The sequence below is a fragment of the Rhodoplanes sp. Z2-YC6860 genome (assembly GCF_001579845.1).
GTDB lineage: Bacteria > Pseudomonadota > Alphaproteobacteria > Rhizobiales > Xanthobacteraceae > Z2-YC6860.
In genome coordinates, this window is the sequence record NZ_CP007440.1 from 6,588,185 (window position 1) to 6,608,198 (window position 20,014).

A 20,014-nucleotide genomic window follows, 5' to 3' on the forward strand; every position below is an offset into this window, starting at 1 on the left:
ACGCTCGTCGCGATAATGACCATCCATGCTTGGGTCGCTCAAGCAGCTGACAACAATATCCGTTTTGTCATTCCCGGTTCAAAGAGGATTGTGACGATTACTTGCGATACGACCGCAGGGTTGCGCATGCTTGGCCCTATTCCAGGAGGGTCGATCTCGCCCGGACGAGCTGTGGCACTGATCATCGCAACGGAAACAAACGAGGGTGAAATTCTCACAGGTGTCGCCGAGCAAATTGACGGAGAGCTCGAGTTTGTCGTCTCTTTGACTGGGAAACAGAGCCTATTATCGCGCCTCGCCCAGGACGAGCCCATGAGAATCGCTCGGCTGACCCAAGCGTATGTCGTCCCCGACCAAGGATTGGGCGCATCGATCATCAATCTATCACGCGCTTGTCGACCAACGGCGCCGAGAACTGCAGCAGTGAGCAAAGGTAGCTACTGGCGGCACGACAATTCGATTGTACGACTTGAGGCGACCGGGACGGAGCGCAAGTTCATCTTCTACAAACCAAGTACTGGTATGTCGAAGCTCAGTGCGAAGCCAGGAGACGTTCGGTTCCAAGGGCGGGTCGTTGGTAGCACATACTCAGGAACCGCAACATTATTCACTGAGAAGTGCGGCAGGCGGCCATACCAAGTGCAGGGGCCGATTGAAAATGAATCCCGAAAGGTCACGCTAGTTGGTCGGGCTCCGCGATTGGACGGAAATTGCAGGGAAACCGGTTTGCGCGACATGACTCTCACTTTCGATTTTATGGACGATCCACCTGAGTAGTTCGAGATCTCGCGCCCCCCGCGAATTGGGCTACGGGACCGAGCTGCCGAACGGCTATCGCTGAGGCCGCAGGTCTTGAAATGCCACCTCAGGCCGAGGCAGCACGTCATCGAGCACCGCTTGCGGCGCCGTGCACCCGTCGCGGCCCTCGCCGCAATGTCTTTTGGGCGGCCGCCGCGTGCCCGAAAAATCGACCCACGTCAGGTAGGTGCCGTCGAGACGCATCGATCGTGCGCCAGCACAGCGGCTTCAATTCGCTTGTCGAAGACATCGCAGTTTGCGGCGAGATATGACAGCAGTGCATCCGGCTACGCCTGCCTAGCGCTTCATTCCTTTGTCAGAGAACAGGTACCAAGCGCGCAATTTGCGAGGATCCACTGCAACGTCCGTCTTCCACCCAGTTGCGATGAGCGTCGGCGCATCGCGCTCATTTGAGGCGTTTCGTGTTCGTGACGCGGTGGAATGGAGTGGCTTCCAAAAGGGTGCCGTTGGGCCATCCGCAGACGTTCGGCGGCGTTCAAATTTCGCTTTGCCAGCAGAACCTTATATAGCGTCGCGCTGCAGGCTGGCCTTACGCCGGCGTTGCTTCCGTTGCCAGAACGATGTCAGACTCGACTGCACAGGGTGGCAATACTCGGCTCGGTTTGACGCCGCGTCTGCTGACGCGGCCTCAGGCTGCGACGTATTGTGGCCTCTCGCCGACGGGGTTCTCGATGTGGATTAAGCAAGGCCGACTGCCTGGACCGATCGCCGGCACCAGCCGATGGGACTTGAAAGCAATCGACGCGGCGCTCGACGCGCTGAGCAATCTTCAGCCTAGTAGCCCCGACTCAGCACTCGATACGTGGAAATCGAATCGTGCGCGTGCATCTTAAAGGCATTCATTGCGTTGAGATGAAGCTCGCGACCGGGGCGACGCGTATCTATTACTACGCGTGGCGTGGCGGTCCACGCATCACGGCTCTGCCTGGGACGCCAGACTTTGTCCGCCAGTATCAGGAGGCGCACGCTGATCTTCGTGCGCCGGCGGCCGGCACCTTCATGACGTTGATCGCAGCGTTCAAGGGATCGGCCGACTACCTGAAGCTTGCATCCTCCACCGTTCGAGCCTACGCCGCCTATATCAAGCTCATCGAAGAAGAGTTCGGTGATTTGCCCTTGGCCGCGTTGAAGGACCCGCGTGTCCGTGGCGAGTTCAAAGCTTGGCGCGATCGTTTCGCCAACACGCCGCGCAAGGCAGACTATGCGTGGTCAACACTGTCTCGCATCCTCTCGTTCAGCAAAGATCGTGGTTTGATCAGCTCCAACCCCTGCGAAGGCGGCGGCCGCCTGTACGCCGCAAACCGCACGGACAAGATTTGGCAAGACACGGACGTCGCCGCGCTTCTCGGGGTGGCGCCGCCTGAACTGGCGCTCGCAATGATGCTCGCCCTCTGGACCGGCCAGCGCCAGGGCGATCTCTTGCGGCTGCCGTGGTCGGCTTACGACGGCAAGCACATTCGCCTGACCCAGTCGAAGACCGGCCGGCGCATTGTTGTGCCCGCCGGCCAGCCGCTGCGAACTCTTCTGGACAGAACCGAGCGGCGCGGACCGCTCGTGCTGACAACCACCCGAGGGCGGCCGTGGACGTCCGATGGGTTTCGGACGTCGTGGGGTAAGGCTTGCGACCGCGCCGGCATCCGGGGCCTCACCTTCCACGATATTCGCGGGTCGGCGGTGGTGCGGCTCGCACTGGCGGACGCCACCGTGCCGCAGATCGCGACGTTCACCGGACACAGCTTGAGGGACGTCGAGGCGATCCTCGACGCTCACTATCTTGGCCGTGACGTGCAGCTCGCCGAGATCGCGGTGATGAAGCTCGAAGCGCGAACAAAACTGTAAAACGGGCTGTAAAACGTGCCCGGTTTGTCCAACCCGTGATCGGCTAAGTGATTGATTGGATTGGTGGGCGCACCAGGGCTCGAACCTGGGACCCGCTGATTAAGAGTCAGCTGCTCTACCAACTGAGCTATGCGCCCGGGCCACCGTCGCGGGGCAAGCCCCGCAGGCCGGGTCATGTAACAAACGAAGGCCGGGCTGTCCAGCAAGCCCACGGTAAAACTTCAAAGGAAAAGCCGCCGGACCTGGGTCCGGCGGCTTCCTGGCAGCGACCGTTCGTCGGGGGGCTGGATGCGACCGGTGCCGCCGCTTCGGTTCCTGAGGCGGGGGGTGACGCTCAGGTTCCTGAATTCAAGCGGGCGTCAGCCGCGCCGCCAGTGGTGGTGCTCCATCCCGCCCCGGCCGCCCATACGGATCAGCGCGGAAAAGCGGTGCTTCTGGCCGTCGTCGAGGCTCTTGTAGAGCGGCTCCGAGGCGTCAGCGAGTTTCTTCAGGCCGGCGGCCCGGGCGGTCATCGCGTCGGCGCGGTCGCGCATGCGGGCGATCGCGTCCGGCGCGGGCCGGGCCTGATCGTTGCCCTGGACGTTGGCGCGGGCGGCCTCGCGGCGCTCGGCACGGGCGTTCATCTGCATAGCGCGGTCCTTGGCGAGATCGCGCAGCGCGGTCTCGACCGCAGGCCAGTTCTTTTCCTGGTCGGCGTTGAGCTTGAGGCCGGCCTTCAGCGCAGCGATGCGCGCGTCGGTGAACGCGGCAACATCGGCGGCGCGATTCTCACGAAACTTGGCGCGGTCCTGAGCGCGGTCTTGCATCCGCATTTCCGAACGCGCGTGATCGCGTGACGGCGCAGATTGCGCGAGCACGGCGCCCGTGCTGGCGCCCGCAAGCAGAAGAGCAATCGTACCGGCAGCGAGTGTTTTGTTGATCATGGCCACCTCCTTGATGGCGTTGCTGGTCGCTCTGATATTGATCCACGCCATCGCGACAGCAAGTTAAGCTTTGGTCATGACATCGAAGTAATCCGCGCGCGCAAACGCAGCAACTGAACGCGCGTTTATCGACGTGGCGCAAATGTGGCTGACAAGAAACCTGACAGACAAAAAACGACAGGCAAACTGACATGAAAAATGCCGCGCCCTTTCAGGTGCGGCATTTCGTTGTTTTGAATCGCTCGTGTTTATCGAAGGCTTCAACCAACGTCGGTTGAGTGCACGCGCGACTCGCTGACCGCGACGCCGCCGCGCTGACGGCGCACCATCAGCTTGTTGAGCGCGCCGAGATAAGCCTTCGCCGAAGCAACCAGCGTGTCCGGATCGGCGCCGCGCGCGGTGACGGAGCGACCTTTCTCCGCGAGACGCACCGACACCTCGGCCTGCGCGTCGGTGCCTTCGGTGACGGCGTGCACCTGATAGAGCTCGAGCACCGCCTCATGCGGCACCAGCGTCTTGATGCAGTTGAAGATCGCATCGACCGGCCCGTTGCCCTCGCACTCCTCGAGCATACCGCGACCGTCGATGTCGAGCTTCATGGTGGCGCGTTGCGGCCCGCGGGTGCCGGCGATCACCGACAGTGACACAAGCTTCACGCGGTCCTGGGCGTGCGCGATCTCCTCGTCGACCAGCGCCTCGATGTCCTCGTCGTAGATCTGCTTCTTGCGGTCGGCCAAAGCCTTGAAGCGCGTGAACGCGTCTTCGAGCTGGTTGTCGCCGAGCTTGTAGCCCAGCTCCTCCAGCTTGTGCACGAAGGCGTGGCGGCCGGAGTGCTTGCCCATCACCAGCGAGGTCTGCTTCACGCCGACCGTCTCCGGCGTCATGATCTCGTAGGTCTGGGTGTGCTTGAGCATGCCGTCCTGGTGGATGCCGCTCTCGTGCGCGAAGGCATTGCGTCCGACGATCGCCTTGTTGAACTGCACCGGGAACGAGGTCGCGGCCGACACCAGCTTCGAGGCGCGCGTCAGCATCGTCGCGTTGATCCCGGTCCAGAACGGCAGCACGTCGTTGCGCACGTTGATCGCCATCACGGCCTCTTCGAGCGCGGCATTGCCGGCCCGCTCGCCGATGCCGTTGATGGTGCATTCGATCTGCCGCGCGCCGCCGTTCACGCCGGCGAGCGAGTTCGCCACCGCCATGCCGAGGTCGTTGTGGCAATGCACCGAGAACCGCGCCTGGTCGGAGTTCGGCACGCGGTCGCGCAGCATCTTGATGAGCCGGAAGTACTCCTCCGGCACCGTGTAGCCGACGGTGTCGGGGATGTTGATGGTCGTCGCGCCGGCCTTGATCGCGGCCTCGACGCAGCGGCAGAGGAAATCGTGCTCGGTGCGGGTGGCGTCCTCGGCCGACCACTCGACGTCGTCGGTATGGCCTCTCGCGCGCGTGACCTGCGCGATCACCATGTCGAGCACTTCGTGCGGCTCTTTCTGCAGCTTGTACTTCATGTGCACCGGCGAGGTGGACAGGAAGGTGTGGATGCGCTTGCGCTTGGCGGGCTTGATCGCCTCGGCGCAGCGGTCGATGTCCTTGAAGGCGGCGCGGCTCAGCCCGCAGATCACGGCGTTCTTGGCGCGCGTCGCGATCTCATGGACGGCGGCGAAATCGCCCTCAGAGGCGATCGGGAAGCCCGCCTCGATGATGTCGACGCCCATGTCGTCGAGCAGTTCGGCGACCTCGAGCTTCTCCTCGTGGGTCATGGTGGCGCCGGGACACTGCTCGCCGTCGCGCAAGGTGGTATCGAAGATGACGACGCGGTCCTTCTCGGACTTGGCTGTCGTGGTCATGGAAACGGTCCTTCTCGGTTTGCGCCCGGCTGATCGGTCCTTGCAGGCGCTCTGGGTTTTCTGGTTTCAACCGACCCCTGAGTGCCCAGGCGCAAATGCCCAGCCGGCCCTCAGGGGCAGCTAAGAAGCAGGAGCCCGAGAATGAGGGCGGCAGCCGGCCGGGCGGAAACCGCCCCCGGAGCGAACGCGCAAGTGAAACGGCGCGCAGGCATTGCCAAAAAGCCCTCTCAGTTGACCCACCCAGGATGGCGAAACACGGTAAATCGCGCGTTAACCCGGGCGGCCCGATGGCGCTTATGTAGCGGATGGGATGGGCCGCCCGCAAGGGGGAGCCGAACAGCGGCCTATCCACCCAAATCGAAGCATCGGAATTCGCGGCCCTGGGTCCCCGCTTCCGCAGGGACCCAGTCCTAATGCAAGGCGATTCGATGATGTTGATCCCGCTCTAGGCATTGCGCAGCGCGGGCATCACCTCCGCCGCGAACAGCTCGATGGAGCGCCTCGTCTCGGCCAGGGTCAGATCGCCGAAGGCGAACTGACCGACAAAATAGTCGGCGCCCGACTCCGCCATCTGCTTTCTGACGATCTCGGTGACGGTGCGCGGCGAGCCGCAGAAGCCGCGGCTGTCGGCCTGGATGGCCGAAAACTCCGATGGGCGCGGATGCCGCGGCATCCGGTCGTAGACCTTGAAAAGATGCAGGAAGCTCGCGTTCCACACCGGGTAGGCGCGCTCGGCAAGCCGTTGCGCCTCCGCATCGCTATCGGCAACCACCAGCATGCGGCCGATCCCGAACTTCGGCATCGGCCCGGCGCGGCCGGTCTCCTTCCAGTCGGCGCGATAGTGCTCGCTGAAACCGCGCGTCGCCTCAACATCGTCGAGGCTGATGACGTTGAGGCCCTGCTTCGCTGCGCGCACCGCGCTGTCGTTGGCATGCACGCCATACCACAGCGGCGGATGCGGCTTCTGCAGTGGATGGATCTCCATCGGCACGCTGTCGTAGCTGAAGTGCTTACCCTTGAAGCTAACGCTCTCGCCAGCCAATCCCTTCATCACCACCGCAAGCGACTCGTCGTAGATGTCGCGGGCGTCGTCCGGGTTGACGCCATAAAGCTCGAGCTCGATCGGCGAGGCGCCGCGGCCGAAGCCGACATCGAGGCGGCCGCCGCTCATCTGATCGAGCATGCAGATTTCCTCGATCATGCGGATCGGATGGTAGAGCGGCAGCGCGAAGATCATTGGCCCGAAGCGAAGCCGCTTGGTGCGCTGGGCGACCGCGGCGAGGAACACGCTCGGCGACGGCGCCATGCCGAGCGGCGTCGCGTGGTGCTCGGCGAGGTGATAGCCATAGAAGCCCGCGCGATCGAACAGCTCGACGATCGCGAGCCGCTCCTCGTAATAGTCCGCAAGCGATGCCGGGCTGCGATCGAGGTGGTCGAAGATTCCGAATTCCATCGCGCGTGACGCTATACCAACGCGCCGCGAAGGCAACTTCAGCGGCGCGCCTGCATGGCTGTTCAGCGTTGCTGGCCAGTACCCGCCCATTGCTCGCGGAGAAATCCGGCCACAAAGGGCAGCATCATCGGCTCGAGATCGGCCGGGCCGCGCACGATGCGGATGTCGGCAAGCTCCGGCGGATTTTGCCGCGCCAGGAACGCCATGATGCGCTTGCGCAGCGGCACGGCGTCTTCCCGTGCCTGCATGATCTTCAGATGCGCGATCTGCGGACCCGAGAACACCGAGTACCAGCCGGGCTCCGCCTCGACATCAGCCGCGGTGAGTCCGGTCTCCTCCTCGATCTCGCGCCAGACGCTTGCCGCGAGATCGACCTTGTCGCCTTTCACGTCGCTCAGATCGGGCGTGCCGGCCGGGAAATAGATTTTTCCGGCGTTCGCGGTGTGCGAGCCCATCACGCCCAAAAGATAGGCGCCGTCCGCCGAGCGCAACGCGCCCTGCGAGAAGGAGTCGCGCACGGTCGCATCGGGATGCCCCCAGTCCATCCAGGAGAGGAAGCTCGCGTAGTCGGTCTTCAGGTACGAACCGCGAAACACCGCACCGTCGACGGCATGTTCGTAAAGCACGAGGACCTGGCCGTTCCACAACGCGGGCCGCGCAGCCTTGCGGCGCGCGAAATGCGCATCGATCTCGGCGCGGCGCGTTTGCGCAAAGGGCCACGGACGCGGAGCGTATGCCAAATCGAGCCGCTCGATCCGTTCCACCCGCACATCGGTCATGAGGGGGACATGGACCGCACCACAGCGCGAGCGTCAAGCTTCGATTGTGCCCTCCGCGACCAGCACGGCGTCGCCGCCGACCGTAGCGCTGGTCAGCACCCCGCCGCGGATATTCAGCGCCAGATGGATCAGGCTCGGCCGCTGCATCTCATAACCCTGCTCGATGGTGAAGCCGTGCTTGCCGTCGCGATGGCCGGCCGCAAGCGGCCCGGCGAAGGCTGCGGCCGCCGAGCCGGTTGCCGGATCCTCGAACACACCGAGCCCCGGCGCGAACATGCGGGCGTGAAATGAATGCTTCGGATCGGTCACTTCCTGGCAGAACACATAGGCGGCCTGCGGATCGTTCGGACCGAACACCTCGCTCCAGCGGCCCATGTCGGGCCTCGCGCGGGCAACGGCATCCATGCTCTTCACCGGGACAAAGGTCATGGCATTGCCGGCGGTCCAGCGCTCGGCACTGAAATCGCCGGTGCCGATATCCGCCGGTGCGAGACTCAAAGCGGCCGCGAGCTTGTCGAGATCCGGCACAGGACCGAGGCGCTCGGGCAATTTTGGGATGTCGAAGCTCGCGCGCCCGCCGCCATGGACTGGGAGAACCGAGCAGATGACAAGACCGATCTGCTCTTCCAGCACGATCTCGCGCGTGGTCTCACCGCCGTCGAGATGAGCCAGAAGCACCGCGGTGCCGACCGTGGGGTGGCCGGCGAATGGGATTTCCCGCCCCGGCGTGAAGATGCGCAACCGGGCGCGGTGCCCGGGATCGGCCGGCGGAAAGACGAACACGGTCTCGGGCAGGTTGAACTCGCGGGCGATGGCCTGCATCGCCACCGTCTCAAGCCCGCCGGCTTCAAGCACCACCGCCAGCGGATTGCCGGCGAAACGGGTCGTCGTGAAGACATCGAGCGTGAAATAGCGGCGGCGCATCGGTTCCTCTCAGAATGACGCTGCCTAGAACGACTCGGCACGAAACGTCGCACTGGGTTTCACCAGTTCGTCCTGGGCCTCGATCAGAAGAATTTCGCGCGAACCCGCCTCTGCGGTGCGCTTGAGAATGCCGAACACCGACGACGCCGCGCATGACAGCGCTTCGGGCGCGGAGCCGGTGCGGATGAGATGAGCGAGGAACAGCGCCGAAATCACGTCGCCGGCGCCATTCGCGGCGATCGGCAGCTTTGGCGTGCGCAGCCGGTACGAGCCGGCGTCGTCGCAGGTCACGAGTTCAATCGCGCCGTCCGGGGTTTCGTCGCTCATCAGCGAGGTCACCATCACGATGCGCGGCCCCATATGGCGCAGCGCATGCGCCGCCTGCAGCACCTCGCCGGTGTTGCGCGTCGAGCGCCCAGTGAGATGGGCAAGCTCGAACAGGTTCGGCGTCGCCACATCCGCGGCCGGGATCGCCTGCTGGCGGATGAAGTCCGCAACGCCCGGCTGGACATAGACCCCGACGCCGACATCGCCGATCACCGGATCGCAGCAGTACTGCGCCTGCGGATTGGCCGCCTTGACGCGGGCCACGGCGTCGAGGATCGCAGGTCCGATCTCGGCCGAACCGACATAGCCCGACAGCACGCCGTCGCAGGCGCGCAGCATGCCGCGCTCCTCGATGCCCTGCACCATATCGTGGATGAGCCCACCGTCGAAGGCGCGGCCCCGCCATCCGCCATAGCCCGGATGGTTCGAGAATTGGACCGTGTGCACCGGCCAGACCTCGACGCCGATGCGCTGAAGAGCGAACACCGCGGCGGAGTTGCCGACATGGCCGAAAGCGACGTGGGACTGGATCGAGAGGATGTTCATGGCGACGCCGGTGTCCGTTGAAGATCACCGCTAGCGTGCCACGCCCAGCGCGGCAAATGAATTGGATTGACGGGTCCAATCGAAGCCGTTGATTGGATGCTTCTTGAGACGTGGGCTCATTCAGCCGGCTGAGGGCCTGCGTAGCCCTCAACGATCGCCAGATCCATGACTGACTTGCCTTGCCTGAGCGCCATGGCTTTGGCGTACTCCGGCGACCGGTAGCAATCGAGCGCGGCCTGATACGTCGGAAATTCGATCACCACTGTGCGCGATCTCGGCTTACCCTCGGGTGTTTCGGATTGACCACCGCGCGTCAGGAAGCGTCCGCCGAATTTTCGAAATGCCTTGGCGTTCTCTGCGATGTAGAGCTTGTAGCCTTCGGGATCGTGCACGTCCGCAAATGCCACCCAGTACCCTTTTGCCATGGCAAGCTCCTCCACCTCTTTGCAGGCGGACCACGCTAGCAGAAGCGCGGCTGATGGGCGACCGCGCAGGGCAAAGGCAAAGGGCCGCAGAATTCCTGCGGCCCTGAGACCTGCTATCGTCCAATCAAGACTATTTCTTCTCGACGAAGATTTGCTTGCAGTCCGTACCGCCCGTGTTCTCAGCCGAATGCGAGGCGATGACGGGCACCGCCGTCACCGTTCCGGCCTTGGACTCCCGCTCCGATGTCTTGCCATCGGCCGCATACTGCTTGGTCTTGCAGTCCGTCACGTTGTAGACAATCGACGGCGCGGGGTGACCATGCACCTTGTCGTGAACCCCTTTTTTCCTGTTGGCTTCGATGACGCGAAAATTTGCGTCTTCGAAAATCACCTTATAGACGTCAGGATCTCCCTTGTAGGACGGTTCGGCCGTTTGAGCCGTTGCGTTTGTCAACGCACCGACCATCACAACCGCGGCCCCGAATATCATCGAGATTTTCATTCTCGCTCTCCATGCGAATTCTTCGACTTCGATACAAATTTCTTGATTGCGCCGACGAGGTTAAAGCCGGACCAGGGCGCAAGCAAATCGCCTCAAGGCAAAGGCCGCAGGAATCCTGCGGCCTTTTGATCTTGTCGCGAGCCGGCTGTCCCGTGCAGCTATTTTTCGCCGGTCGTGCCCGCCGCCTCGACGAACTTGTTGGTGTAGGTCTTCGACAGGTCGATCTTGGCGTTCTTGACCTCGGGCGACGACTGGCTGAACACGTCGAGCACGGCCTGGGCGCCCTTCGGGTCCATCTTGCCGGTGGTCGAATACATCGGGATCGTGTTCTTCAGCGCCGCCAGATAGAGCGCCTTGTCCGGGCCGACGAGGTTCTCCGGCATCTTCGCCATGATCTCCTCGGGCGTGTGCGAATGGATCCATTTCAGCGTCGCCAGGATGGCGTTGGTCAGCGCCTGGATCTCCTTCGGATGCGCCGCGATCCAGGCGCTCTTGGTGTAGAGCGCGCCGCCCGGATACTCGCCGCCGAACACCTCGAGCGTGTCGTGCTGGGTGCGGGTGTCACTCAGAATCTTCAGGTCCTTGTTGCGGCCCTGCAGCTGCGTGATCGCGGGATCGAGCATCACGGCCGCATCGACCGAACCTTGCTCCATGGCGGCAACCGCGGTCGCGGCGAGGCCGATGCCGACCACGCCCACGGAGTTCGAGTCGACGCCGTGCTTGTTGAGCAAATACTTCAGAAAGAAATCTGTCGAGGAGCCTGGCGCGCTGACGCCGACCTTCTTGTCCTTGAGGTCCTCCACCGATTTGATCTTGCCGGTCTGCTTCGGCCCGACCACGAGCGCCAAGCCCGGATAGCGGTCGTAGACCACGAAGGCTTCCAGCGCCTGGTTCTTGGCGGCGAGATTGACGCAGTGGTCGAAGTAGCCCGAGACGACATCGGCACTGCCGCCGATCACGGCGGTGAGCGACTGCGAGCCGCCCTTGAAGTCGACCAGTTCGACGTCGACGCCGGCCTTTTTATATTCGCCGAGTTGCTCGGCCAGCATGGTCGGCAGGTAGCAGAGGCAACCCGCGCCGCCGACCGCAATGGTGACCTTGGCCGCGGCGGCCGCGCCCACCGTCAGCGCCAGCGCGCCGAGCGCCGCCAGCATGGTCCGGATCGATTTGCCCATTGGATGTCTCTCCCTCAATCGAAATTTTGCCGCACCATAGGGCAGCGGGGAGAGCCTGCCTAGCGGACTAAAGGCTGATCAGGTGCGGGTTTCGGCCACGGCCGGGCGCCAGATCAGGAGGCGGTTCTCGACCAGCGTCACGATCCAGTCGATTGCGACCACGAACACCGCGAGCACGAACATGCCGGCGAACACGCCGGCGACGTCGAACACGCCCTCGGCCTGCTGGATGATATAGCCCAGGCCGGCGGCCGAGCCGAGATACTCACCGACCACGGCACCGACCACCGCGAAGCCCACCGAGGTGTGCAGCGAGGAGAACATCCACGACAGCGCCGACGGCCAATAGACATGGCGCATCAGCTGCCGGTCGTTCATGCCGAGCATGCGGGCGTTGGCGAGCACAGTCGGGCTTACCTCTTTCACGCCTTGATAGACGTTGAAAAACACGATGAAGAACACGAGCGTCACGCCGAGCGCGACCTTCGACCAGATGCCGAGCCCGAACCACAGCGTGAAGATCGGCGCCAGCACCACACGCGGCAGCGCGTTGATCATCTTCACGTAGGGATCGAACACCGCGGCGGTGCGCGGCTGCTGCGCGAACCAGAATCCGATCAGCACGCCGCCGAGCGAACCGATAACGAAGGCCAGCATCGATTCCAGCAGCGTGATCCAGAGATGCTTCCAGATCGTGCCGTCGACGAACCACTTGACGATGCGCTGAACGACGTCGACCGGCGTCGAAAAGAAGAACGGCGGCAACAGCGTGACGCCGCCGATCGGGAACGTGGTGAGCACGTACCAGGCCGCGACCGAGATCACGGCGATGAGAAGCTGCAACGAGAGGAGCGTGGCTCGCGACACGAACTAGGCTCCCCTCGTCAGCTTCATTTTTTTCCTCAACTGGCCGTTACGGTTTCGAGAACGTGCCGACGAGCCCCGCCGCAGTCTTGACGTGGCCGTCGAGGGCCTTGATCACCTCGTCGCGGGTCATGCCGGGCTGCAACGCGGTCGGCTCGAGGTCGGTCGCCATCAGCACGAACGTGTAGTGATGCGGCGAGCCGGGCGGCGTGCAGGGGCCGAAGTAGTGCGGCAGGCCCATCAGGCTCTTGCCGCCGACATACTTGTCCGTCTGCTTGCTCACCTCGCCTTCGGCGAAGCCGGTCACCGACACCGGGATGCCATAGGCGACCCAATGGCTGACGCCGCCCGGCGGCCGGCCTTCGGGATCGAACATCAGCAGCGCGTAGCTCTTGGTGCCCGCGGGCGGATTGGCCCACGACAACGCCGGCGAAACGTTCTCGCCGACACAATTCGGATTCTGCTTGTTGTTGCCCGCCATTTTGGTGGGCAGCCGCTCGCCGTCCTTGAAGCTCGACGACGTCAGCGTAAAGGCGGCCTGCGCGTTCGCGCCTCCGCTGCTCAACGTCAACGCGATCCCTGCAGCCAATACAAAACTACCGATCCGACTCGATGTGGACATGAGGTTTCCTCTTACTGGGTTCGACAATCGTTTTTTGTTTTTGTGCGCGGATTGTATCGGGGCGTGCATAACGGGCGCAACGGGGCTGATGGGATCAGCCGCCTCCGGTCTGCGCATAGCCTTTCATGACCTCGTCCTTGAGCTTGTCCCAGATTTCGCGATGCAATTTGTGAAACGCGGGATCGAGCTTCACTTCGGAAATGTCGCGTGGCCGCGCCAGCGGCACCTTCCAGTCGCCGATGATGCGCGCCGCGGGCCCGGCCGACATGATGACGACGCGATCCGACAGCGCGATGGCTTCCTCCAGATCGTGGGTGACGAACATCACCGCCTTGCGGTCGGCGCTCCACAGCTCCAGCAGCAGGTTGCCCATGATCTGCCGCGTCTGCGCGTCGAGCGGACCGAACGGCTCGTCCATGAGCAGGATCTTCGGATCGCGGATCAGCACCTGCGCGAGACCGACGCGCTTTCGTTGCCCGCCCGACAGCATGTGCGGAAAGCGCGGACCAAAGCTGCCAAGGCCGACCCGACCGAGCCATTCCTGGGCGCGGCGGCGCGCCTCCTCGCGCGGCGTGCCGGCGGTCTCGAGCCCGATGGCGACGTTCTCGATTGCGGTTTTCCAGGGAAACAGCGCCTCGGACTGAAACAGGTAACCGGCCTGACGATTGAGGCCCGGCAGGCTCGAGCCGAAAATCTGCACGCGGCCCTGCGACGGCGGAAACAGCCCGGCCGTGGCGTTGAGCAGCGTTGATTTGCCGCAGCCGGTCGGGCCCACGATGGAGACGAATTCGCCGTCGGCGACGTCCAACGACGCGTGCTGCACCGCCGTGTAGCTGCCGCCATCGGCAAGCTTGAAGCTGATGGTCACATCGGCAAGGGAAACGGCAGTGGAAGCCGCGGTGCTGCGCGCCTGCGCTGCCGTGGCGCCGTCGGTCATGGTCTCTCCCCTCGCCGGCCGTCCGGCCGCGGGCAAATTAACGGGACACCATTCCCTTGATCAACCCGGCATCGATCAGGAGCCGGTTGAAGCGCCGGGCCTCGTTTCCGTTGGCGCATTCGAAGAACAGGCCGTTGCAGCGGAGCATGATCTTCTTCTGTTCGGCGAAGGTGGGATCGAGCGGCAGGCCGGCGGCCTCCTGCAGCACAATGGGCAGATAGACAGCCTCCAGGCGGCCCAGCGCCGACGTGAGGTTGGCCGGGCGGTAGTTGACCCCGTCGATGGCGTAGTAGGTCGTGAAGTAGCGCGGATCGTAGGTCAGCATCCGCTGCGTCATCACGGCGTCGCTGGCGCCCGGCTCCAGGATTTTCGACGACAATCCCGGCTGGTGATCGCCGAACCGCAGCAGCAGGAAACGGTCGTTCGGGAAACGCGTCTGCAACTGAGTCTTGAAGTCGGCATAGTCCCGCGCGCTCAGCATCTGGCGGCGGAGATATTCGTCGACCTCCGGATGATTGCCGAGATCGCGCCAGTCCGGCGTGAGTTGTGGCTGCAGCCGGTTCCACCAAGGGAAATGGTTGAACAGCGTGTAGACGAAAATGAACAAGGGCTGGTCGCCGCGGTCGTTCTCGATCATCCGCAGCGCCTGATTGTAATAGAAGCGATCGGGCTCGACGCCGTCGCCGGCCTTCATCTCGGCGGAATCGACAAATTGCTCCACGCCGGTCGTCTTCTGGAAGCGGCGCGCGTTGAGAAACGCGCCATAGGCCGGATAGAGCGTGATGGTCTTGTAGCCGCAGCGCCGCAGCGCCTGCGGCAGGCCGCGCTCGACATGGCCGGCTGCGATGCGGGTGACATAGTAGCTCAGCCGCCCGTAAGAGCGTGCCGACAGTCCGGTCAGCACGTTGTATTCGGTGTACCAGGTGGGACCGCCCGAGCCCTCGACCACCAGCGAGCGCGTCTTGCCGTCGAGCGACTGGAAGTGCGCTTTGTAGTTCGGCGGCACCTTGACGCCAGGGGCCACGGAAATGTCGAAGCTCGCCTCGTCCAGCACCATGACGATGTTCGGCGGCTTCCCGGCGGGATGGCACGCCGCGTTGACGGTCGAGCGAAGCTGGTCGGTCGTGGCGGTGTCGTAATCGATCCAGCCCTTGGTGCTGAGCTCGTGCAGCGTCGTCACCCCGGAGCGCACGAAGGTCGAGACGTGATTGACGCCTTGGAACTGCTCCCAGGGCTCCTCGGGGAACCTCAGCGACAGAACCGTGACCGCGACGCTGCAGGCCACGACACCGCCGAGCGAGACGAGCCGCGGCACGCGGAACGCGTCGATGCGCCACAACACGATCAGCAGCGGGATCGTGACGGCGGCCACGATCAACAGGATGGTTTTCAGATCGGGAAAGATCGACAGCAGGAAGCTGACAGTGTCGGAATCGACGATCAGCACGTCGAAGAAATTGATCACCATCCAGAGGATGGTGAACTTGAAGTGCGAGAGCGTGATCAGCAGCGTCACCAGCAGCAGCGACAGCGCCGCGGCGACGCCCGGCCGCGGCAGCAGCAGAAGGAAAGAGAAGTTCAGGCAGGCCCAGGCCAGCACGAACAACAGCGACGCCAGCCAGCCGTGCTCGGTCCACAGCATGACGCCAAGCGCGGCCGTGTGAGCGGCCGCAATGCCGCCGATGGCGATGAAACGCGCGCGGCCTGCCGCCGCGACGGTTCCTCCCCCCGGGAATGGGTTGTCGAACGACATGGTCAGAGCTGCTTGATCAGGCCAGCGTCGATCAGCAGCCGGTTGAAGCGGCGTGCCTCGGCGCCGTTCGAGCACGAATAGAACCGGCCCTTGCAGCGGGCGAGGATGCGTTTCTGCTCGGCGAAGGTCGGATCGAGCGGGACGCCCGCCGCCTCCAGCACCATCAACGGCAAATACGCCGCATCGAGACCGCTCGTCGCAGCGCTGAGATCCGCCGGGCGGAAGTTCAGCGCGTCGATGGCGTAATAGGTGGTGAAGTAGCGCGGATCGCCCGCGTCGATCTGCCGGCCGATCGATACGTTGTCGAGGCCCGGCTCGATGATGCGCTTGGCGAACAGCGGCTGATGGTCGCCGAACCGCACGATCAGGAAGGGCTCATTCGGGAAGTCGCGCTTCAGCCGCTCGACGAAGCCCCGATAGGCCCGCGCGCTCATCTCCTGGCGGCGCAGATATTCGTCGATGTGATGGCCGTCGACGCTGACATTGCCGAGGTCGCGCCAGTCCGGCGCAAGCTCCGGCCGCCAGCGCTCATTCCAGGGAAAATGGTTGGCCATGAGATAGCTCAGCACGAACAGCGGAGCCTTGCCCTTCTCGCGCCCGATCAGATCGGCGGCGGCCTTGTAGTAGAAGTCGTCGGTCTCGACCGTCTTGCTGTGCAGGTCCTTGGCATCGAGGAAGTGATCGATGCCGAGCGTTTTCTGAAAGTAACGCGCGCTCAGGAAGGCGCCGAGCCAGGGATAGATGCTGTAGGTCTGATAGCCGCACTGGTGCAGCGCGTTCGGCAGGCTGCGGGTGACGCGGCCGGCGGCGATGCGGGTGACGAACTCGGCGAAGTGGCCGAATGAGCGCGGTGAGAGCCCGCTCAGCACGTTGTATTCGGTGTACCAGGTAGGTCCCCCGGCGCCCTCGATCGTCAGCGCACGGTTCTTGCCGTCGAACGACGTGAAGTGACTCTGGTAGTTGGGCGGCACCTTCACGCCCGGCACGGTGCTGATGTCGAAGCTCGACTCGTCGAGCACCATCACGATATGCGGCAGCTTCTGCGCCACCGGACAGCTTGGCGGCAGCACCGCCGGCAGCCGGTCCTCGATCAGGCCATCGGAATCGAGAAGGCCCTTCGTCGTGAGGTCGACCATGGCGACCACGCCGGAGCGGGCGAACTGCGACACATAGTCGACCGACTGGAACGCCTTCTCGCGATCCATCGGGTTGATGAAGGACAGCACCGTGAGCGCGCCCAGGCTTGCGGCTGCGCCAACGGCGGCCCAGCGCCGCCGCGTGCGCAGCGGATCGAGCCACCAGAACAGCGCGATCAGCGGCAGCACCGCCGCCCCGGTGCCGGCCACCCACCATTTCAAGTTGGGATAGACCGTGAGCAGGAACGACACGGTGTCCGCGTCGATGATCAGGAGGTCGAGGAAGTTGGCGCTCATCGCCAGCACGTCCTGCTTGAACTGCGACAGCAGGATCAGAACGACGATCGTGACCAGCGAGATCGAGGCCGCCACCACCGGGCGGCGGATGAGCGCGAGCCAGCCGCAGTTCAGGAAAGCCCATGCCAGCACGAAGGCCATGCAGGGGACAAGGTCGTCCTCGGTCCGTAGCAGGATACCGAGCGCCGCCAGATGCAGCAGGCCGAGCACGCCAAAGGCGAGCGGCCGCTGCTCCAAGGCGAGCATAGCGAGCCAACGGCGACGGAAATAAGCGAGAGCGGGCGGCATGTTACGGGCGCCGCACCCCGGATTATGCACAGTCAACGGCCGGCAGCGGAACCTTTGTCATCATTCTGCAATAAAATCGTCAATGCAAGGTCAAACAAGCGTCCGAGCCTTTGAATTCGTTGGACTAAAGCGCGCGGGGGCTCGTGTTGCGCCGCAGCGCCCTGCCCCAAAACAAAACGGGCCCGCCGAAGCGGGCCCGTTGGCACCCAAGACGCGCTTGAACTAGTTCTTCGAGCGGTCCACCAGCGCCCGCTGCTTGATCCACGGCATCATCTCGCGGAGCTTGGCGCCGACCTGCTCGATCGGGTGCTCGGCGAGCCGGGCGCGGGTCGCCTTGAACGAGGTCTGGTTGACCTTGTTCTCCAGCATCCAGTCGCGGGTGAACTTGCCGGACTGGATGTCGGACAGGACCTTCTTCATCTCGGCCTTGGTCTCGGGCGTCACGATCCGTGGGCCGGTGACGTACTCGCCGTATTCGGCGGTGTTCGACACCGAGTAGTTCATGTTGGCGATGCCGCCTTCGTAGATCAGGTCGACGATCAGCTTCACCTCGTGGACGCACTCGAAATAGGCCATCTCGGGGGCGTAGCCAGCCTCGACCAGGGTCTCGTAGCCGGCCTTCATCAGCTCGACCAGGCCGCCGCAGAGCACCGACTGCTCGCCGAACAGGTCGGTCTCGCACTCTTCCTTGAACGTGGTCTCGATGATGCCGGCACGGCCGCCGCCGATCGCCGAGGCGTAGGACAGGCCGAGGTCATGGGCATTGCCCGAGGAGTCCTTGTGGATCGCGATCAGGCACGGCACGCCCGCGCCGCGCTGGTACTCGCCGCGCACGGTGTGGCCTGGGCCCTTCGGCGCGACCATCAGGACGTCGAGGTCGGCGCGCGGCTCGATCAGGTTGAAATGCACATTGAGGCCGTGGGCGAACATGATCGCCGCGCCGTTCTTCAGGTTGGCGTGCAGGTGGTCGCGATAGATGTCGCCCTGGAGCTCGTCGGGGGTCAGCATCATCACCACGTCGGCCCACTTGGCGGCCTCGGCCACTTCCATAACCTTGAATTTCTCGGCCTCGGCCTTCTTTACGCCCGCCGAGGTCTTGCGCAGCGCAATGGCGACGTCCTTGACCCCGCTGTCGCGCATATTGAGCGCGTGGGCATGGCCCTGGCTGCCATAGCCGACGACAGCGACCTTCTTGCCCTTGATCAGGTTCAGGTCGGCGTCACGATCGTAATAAACACGCATGAGTCTATATCCCTAGGAGGCCACGGGCCCGGCCGCAGTTTTGCCCGTGGTGCTTCTAGGGCCACTGGCCCGCCGGGACAAGCCCGCCAGGCTCCTCGAAAAGCCGCCAAATCAGGGGTCAGGCGTCCCTCCGGCTCGAATAGAGCCGCCAGTTGGTGGGCTGAATCGCGATGCTGGCCTTGCGCGGGAAATCTGCATCGGCCGGCACGTCGATCTCGCAGCGGTGCTGACCGGCGACTTCGAGCTTGAGCCTGCGGGCATCGCCCAGGCGACGGGAGCCGGTCACTTGGCCGACGATGGAGCGGCCTTCCTCGCCCTCCCGGGACAACCGGATGTGGTTCGGCCGGAAGAACAGCGTCGCCGGACCGTTGGGCTGGCCTTGGGCGTCGATGGCGATGGTCCGGTTGTCGAAGCGGACGTGGCCATTGTCGATCACGACGGGCAACTGGCTCGAATCGCCGATGAAGTCGAACACGAACGGCGTCGCCGGACGATCATAGATGTCGTCGGCGCTGCCGACCTGCTCGATCACGCCCTTGCTCATCACCACGACGCGGTCGGCAAGCTCCAGCGCCTCCTCCTGGTCATGCGTGACGAACACGGTGGTATGGCCGGTGCGATCGTGGATCTCGCGAAGCCACCGGCGCAGGTCTTTGCGCACTTTGGCATCGAGCGCGCCGAACGGCTCGTCGAGCAGGAGCACCCGTGGCTCGATGGCGAGCGCACGAGCGAAGGCGACGCGCTGGCGCTGGCCGCCGGAGAGCTGACCGGGAAACCGCTTATCGAGGCCTCCGAGCTGCACAAGCTCGAGAAGCTCCATGACGCGCTCACGGATCTGGCTTTCGCCCGGGCGCGTCGCGCGCGGCCGCACGCGCAGACCGAACGCGATGTTCTCGAACACCGTCATGTGCCGGAACAGCGCATAGCTCTGAAACACGAATCCGACATTGCGGTCCTGCACCGACTTCGCCGATGCATCTTCGTGACCGAACAGCACACGGCCCGAGGTCGGGAAATCGAGACCCGCGATCAATCGCAGCAGCGTGGTCTTGCCTGAGCCCGAGGGCCCGAGCAGCGCGATCAATTCGCCGCCTGCGATTTCAAGCGACACGCCGTGCAGCGCCGGCGTCTGGCCGAAGTCCTTGACGAGATTTTCGACCGTAACGCTCATCGAACGTTCGCGATCTATGGTCCCGGCGAGTTCCGGGACGATGGAAGATCCGGCGCTGACATAGTCGGCGGCGCCAGGAATTTTCGCAAGCGCGGTCATTGGAACCTCTGTCGCAGGGCCTGTTACCTGAGGCATTGCTTTGCCAGTT

At 63.9% G+C, this 20,014-nt stretch carries 18 protein-coding genes and 1 tRNA gene; 2 read left to right on the forward strand and 17 right to left on the reverse strand.

Going from position 1 to position 20,014, the window contains the following annotated elements:
* Positions 1-15 precede the first annotated feature (15 nt).
* Positions 16-777, forward strand: coding sequence for a hypothetical protein (locus RHPLAN_RS30780; RefSeq protein WP_157100610.1), 762 nt, complete (start codon positions 16-18; stop codon positions 775-777).
* 894 nt (positions 778-1,671) lie between these two features.
* A complete protein-coding gene (locus RHPLAN_RS30785) occupies positions 1,672-2,658 on the forward strand; it encodes a tyrosine-type recombinase/integrase (RefSeq protein ID WP_084245939.1) in 987 nt (328 codons plus the stop codon).
* Positions 2,659-2,719: 61 nt separating this feature from the next.
* On the opposite strand, the gene RHPLAN_RS30790 is transcribed toward RHPLAN_RS30785, so the two are convergent.
* The 17 genes from RHPLAN_RS30790 to RHPLAN_RS30870 all read right to left on the reverse strand — a co-directional run bounded on the left by RHPLAN_RS30790 (position 2,720) and on the right by RHPLAN_RS30870 (position 19,866).
* Positions 2,720-2,795: transfer RNA gene (locus RHPLAN_RS30790), tRNA-Lys, on the reverse strand.
* Between the two features lie 222 nt (positions 2,796-3,017).
* Positions 3,018-3,581, reverse strand: coding sequence for a Spy/CpxP family protein refolding chaperone (locus RHPLAN_RS39890; protein WP_068032088.1), 564 nt, complete (start codon positions 3,579-3,581; stop codon positions 3,018-3,020).
* A 260-nt stretch (positions 3,582-3,841) separates the two neighbouring features.
* Entirely contained in the window at positions 3,842-5,425 is a 1,584-nt protein-coding gene (locus RHPLAN_RS30800; RefSeq protein WP_068026570.1) for a 2-isopropylmalate synthase, read from the reverse strand.
* Positions 5,426-5,870: 445 nt separating this feature from the next.
* Positions 5,871-6,878, reverse strand: coding sequence for an LLM class flavin-dependent oxidoreductase (locus RHPLAN_RS30805; RefSeq protein WP_068026573.1), 1,008 nt, complete (start codon positions 6,876-6,878; stop codon positions 5,871-5,873).
* A 62-nt stretch (positions 6,879-6,940) separates the two neighbouring features.
* Positions 6,941-7,657: a hypothetical protein gene (locus RHPLAN_RS30810; RefSeq protein WP_068026576.1), complete on the reverse strand. Its 717-nt coding sequence runs from the start codon at positions 7,655-7,657 to the stop codon at positions 6,941-6,943.
* Between the two features lie 33 nt (positions 7,658-7,690).
* Positions 7,691-8,581: a PhzF family phenazine biosynthesis protein gene (locus RHPLAN_RS30815; RefSeq protein WP_068026579.1), complete on the reverse strand. Its 891-nt coding sequence runs from the start codon at positions 8,579-8,581 to the stop codon at positions 7,691-7,693.
* 24 nt (positions 8,582-8,605) lie between these two features.
* Positions 8,606-9,454 (reverse strand): pyridoxal kinase PdxY, encoded by an 849-nt coding sequence (pdxY, locus tag RHPLAN_RS30820; protein WP_068026582.1) that lies wholly within the window; start codon positions 9,452-9,454, stop codon positions 8,606-8,608.
* Between the two features lie 116 nt (positions 9,455-9,570).
* A complete protein-coding gene (locus tag RHPLAN_RS30825) occupies positions 9,571-9,879 on the reverse strand; it encodes a DUF1330 domain-containing protein (RefSeq protein ID WP_068026585.1) in 309 nt (102 codons plus the stop codon).
* A gap of 130 nt (positions 9,880-10,009) precedes the next feature.
* Complete coding sequence (locus tag RHPLAN_RS30830; protein WP_068026588.1) at positions 10,010-10,381, reverse strand: hypothetical protein; 372 nt, start codon at positions 10,379-10,381, stop codon at positions 10,010-10,012.
* A 158-nt stretch (positions 10,382-10,539) separates the two neighbouring features.
* A complete protein-coding gene (locus tag RHPLAN_RS30835; RefSeq protein ID WP_068026591.1) occupies positions 10,540-11,556 on the reverse strand; it encodes an ABC transporter substrate-binding protein in 1,017 nt (338 codons plus the stop codon).
* Positions 11,557-11,634: 78 nt separating this feature from the next.
* The gene (locus RHPLAN_RS30840; protein ID WP_068026593.1) at positions 11,635-12,423 is read right to left on the reverse strand and encodes an ABC transporter permease; all 789 of its coding nucleotides are present in this window, start codon (positions 12,421-12,423) and stop codon (positions 11,635-11,637) included.
* Positions 12,424-12,469: 46 nt separating this feature from the next.
* Positions 12,470-13,042, reverse strand: a complete 573-nt coding sequence (locus tag RHPLAN_RS30845; RefSeq protein WP_068026596.1) for a YbhB/YbcL family Raf kinase inhibitor-like protein — start codon at positions 13,040-13,042, stop codon at positions 12,470-12,472.
* 94 nt (positions 13,043-13,136) lie between these two features.
* Positions 13,137-13,979: an ABC transporter ATP-binding protein gene (locus RHPLAN_RS30850; RefSeq protein WP_068026599.1), complete on the reverse strand. Its 843-nt coding sequence runs from the start codon at positions 13,977-13,979 to the stop codon at positions 13,137-13,139.
* 37 nt (positions 13,980-14,016) lie between these two features.
* Positions 14,017-15,732 carry a sulfatase-like hydrolase/transferase gene (locus tag RHPLAN_RS30855; RefSeq protein ID WP_068026602.1) on the reverse strand — a complete coding sequence of 572 codons (1,716 nt, stop codon included), beginning with the start codon at positions 15,730-15,732 and terminating at the stop codon, positions 14,017-14,019.
* Between the two features lie 2 nt (positions 15,733-15,734).
* Complete coding sequence (locus RHPLAN_RS30860) at positions 15,735-17,453, reverse strand: sulfatase-like hydrolase/transferase (protein WP_068026605.1); 1,719 nt, start codon at positions 17,451-17,453, stop codon at positions 15,735-15,737.
* A 222-nt stretch (positions 17,454-17,675) separates the two neighbouring features.
* Positions 17,676-18,695, reverse strand: coding sequence for a ketol-acid reductoisomerase (ilvC, locus tag RHPLAN_RS30865; protein WP_068026608.1), 1,020 nt, complete (start codon positions 18,693-18,695; stop codon positions 17,676-17,678).
* Positions 18,696-18,813: 118 nt separating this feature from the next.
* Complete coding sequence (locus tag RHPLAN_RS30870; RefSeq protein WP_068032092.1) at positions 18,814-19,866, reverse strand: sulfate/molybdate ABC transporter ATP-binding protein; 1,053 nt, start codon at positions 19,864-19,866, stop codon at positions 18,814-18,816.
* Between the last annotated feature and the right edge of the window lie 148 nt (positions 19,867-20,014).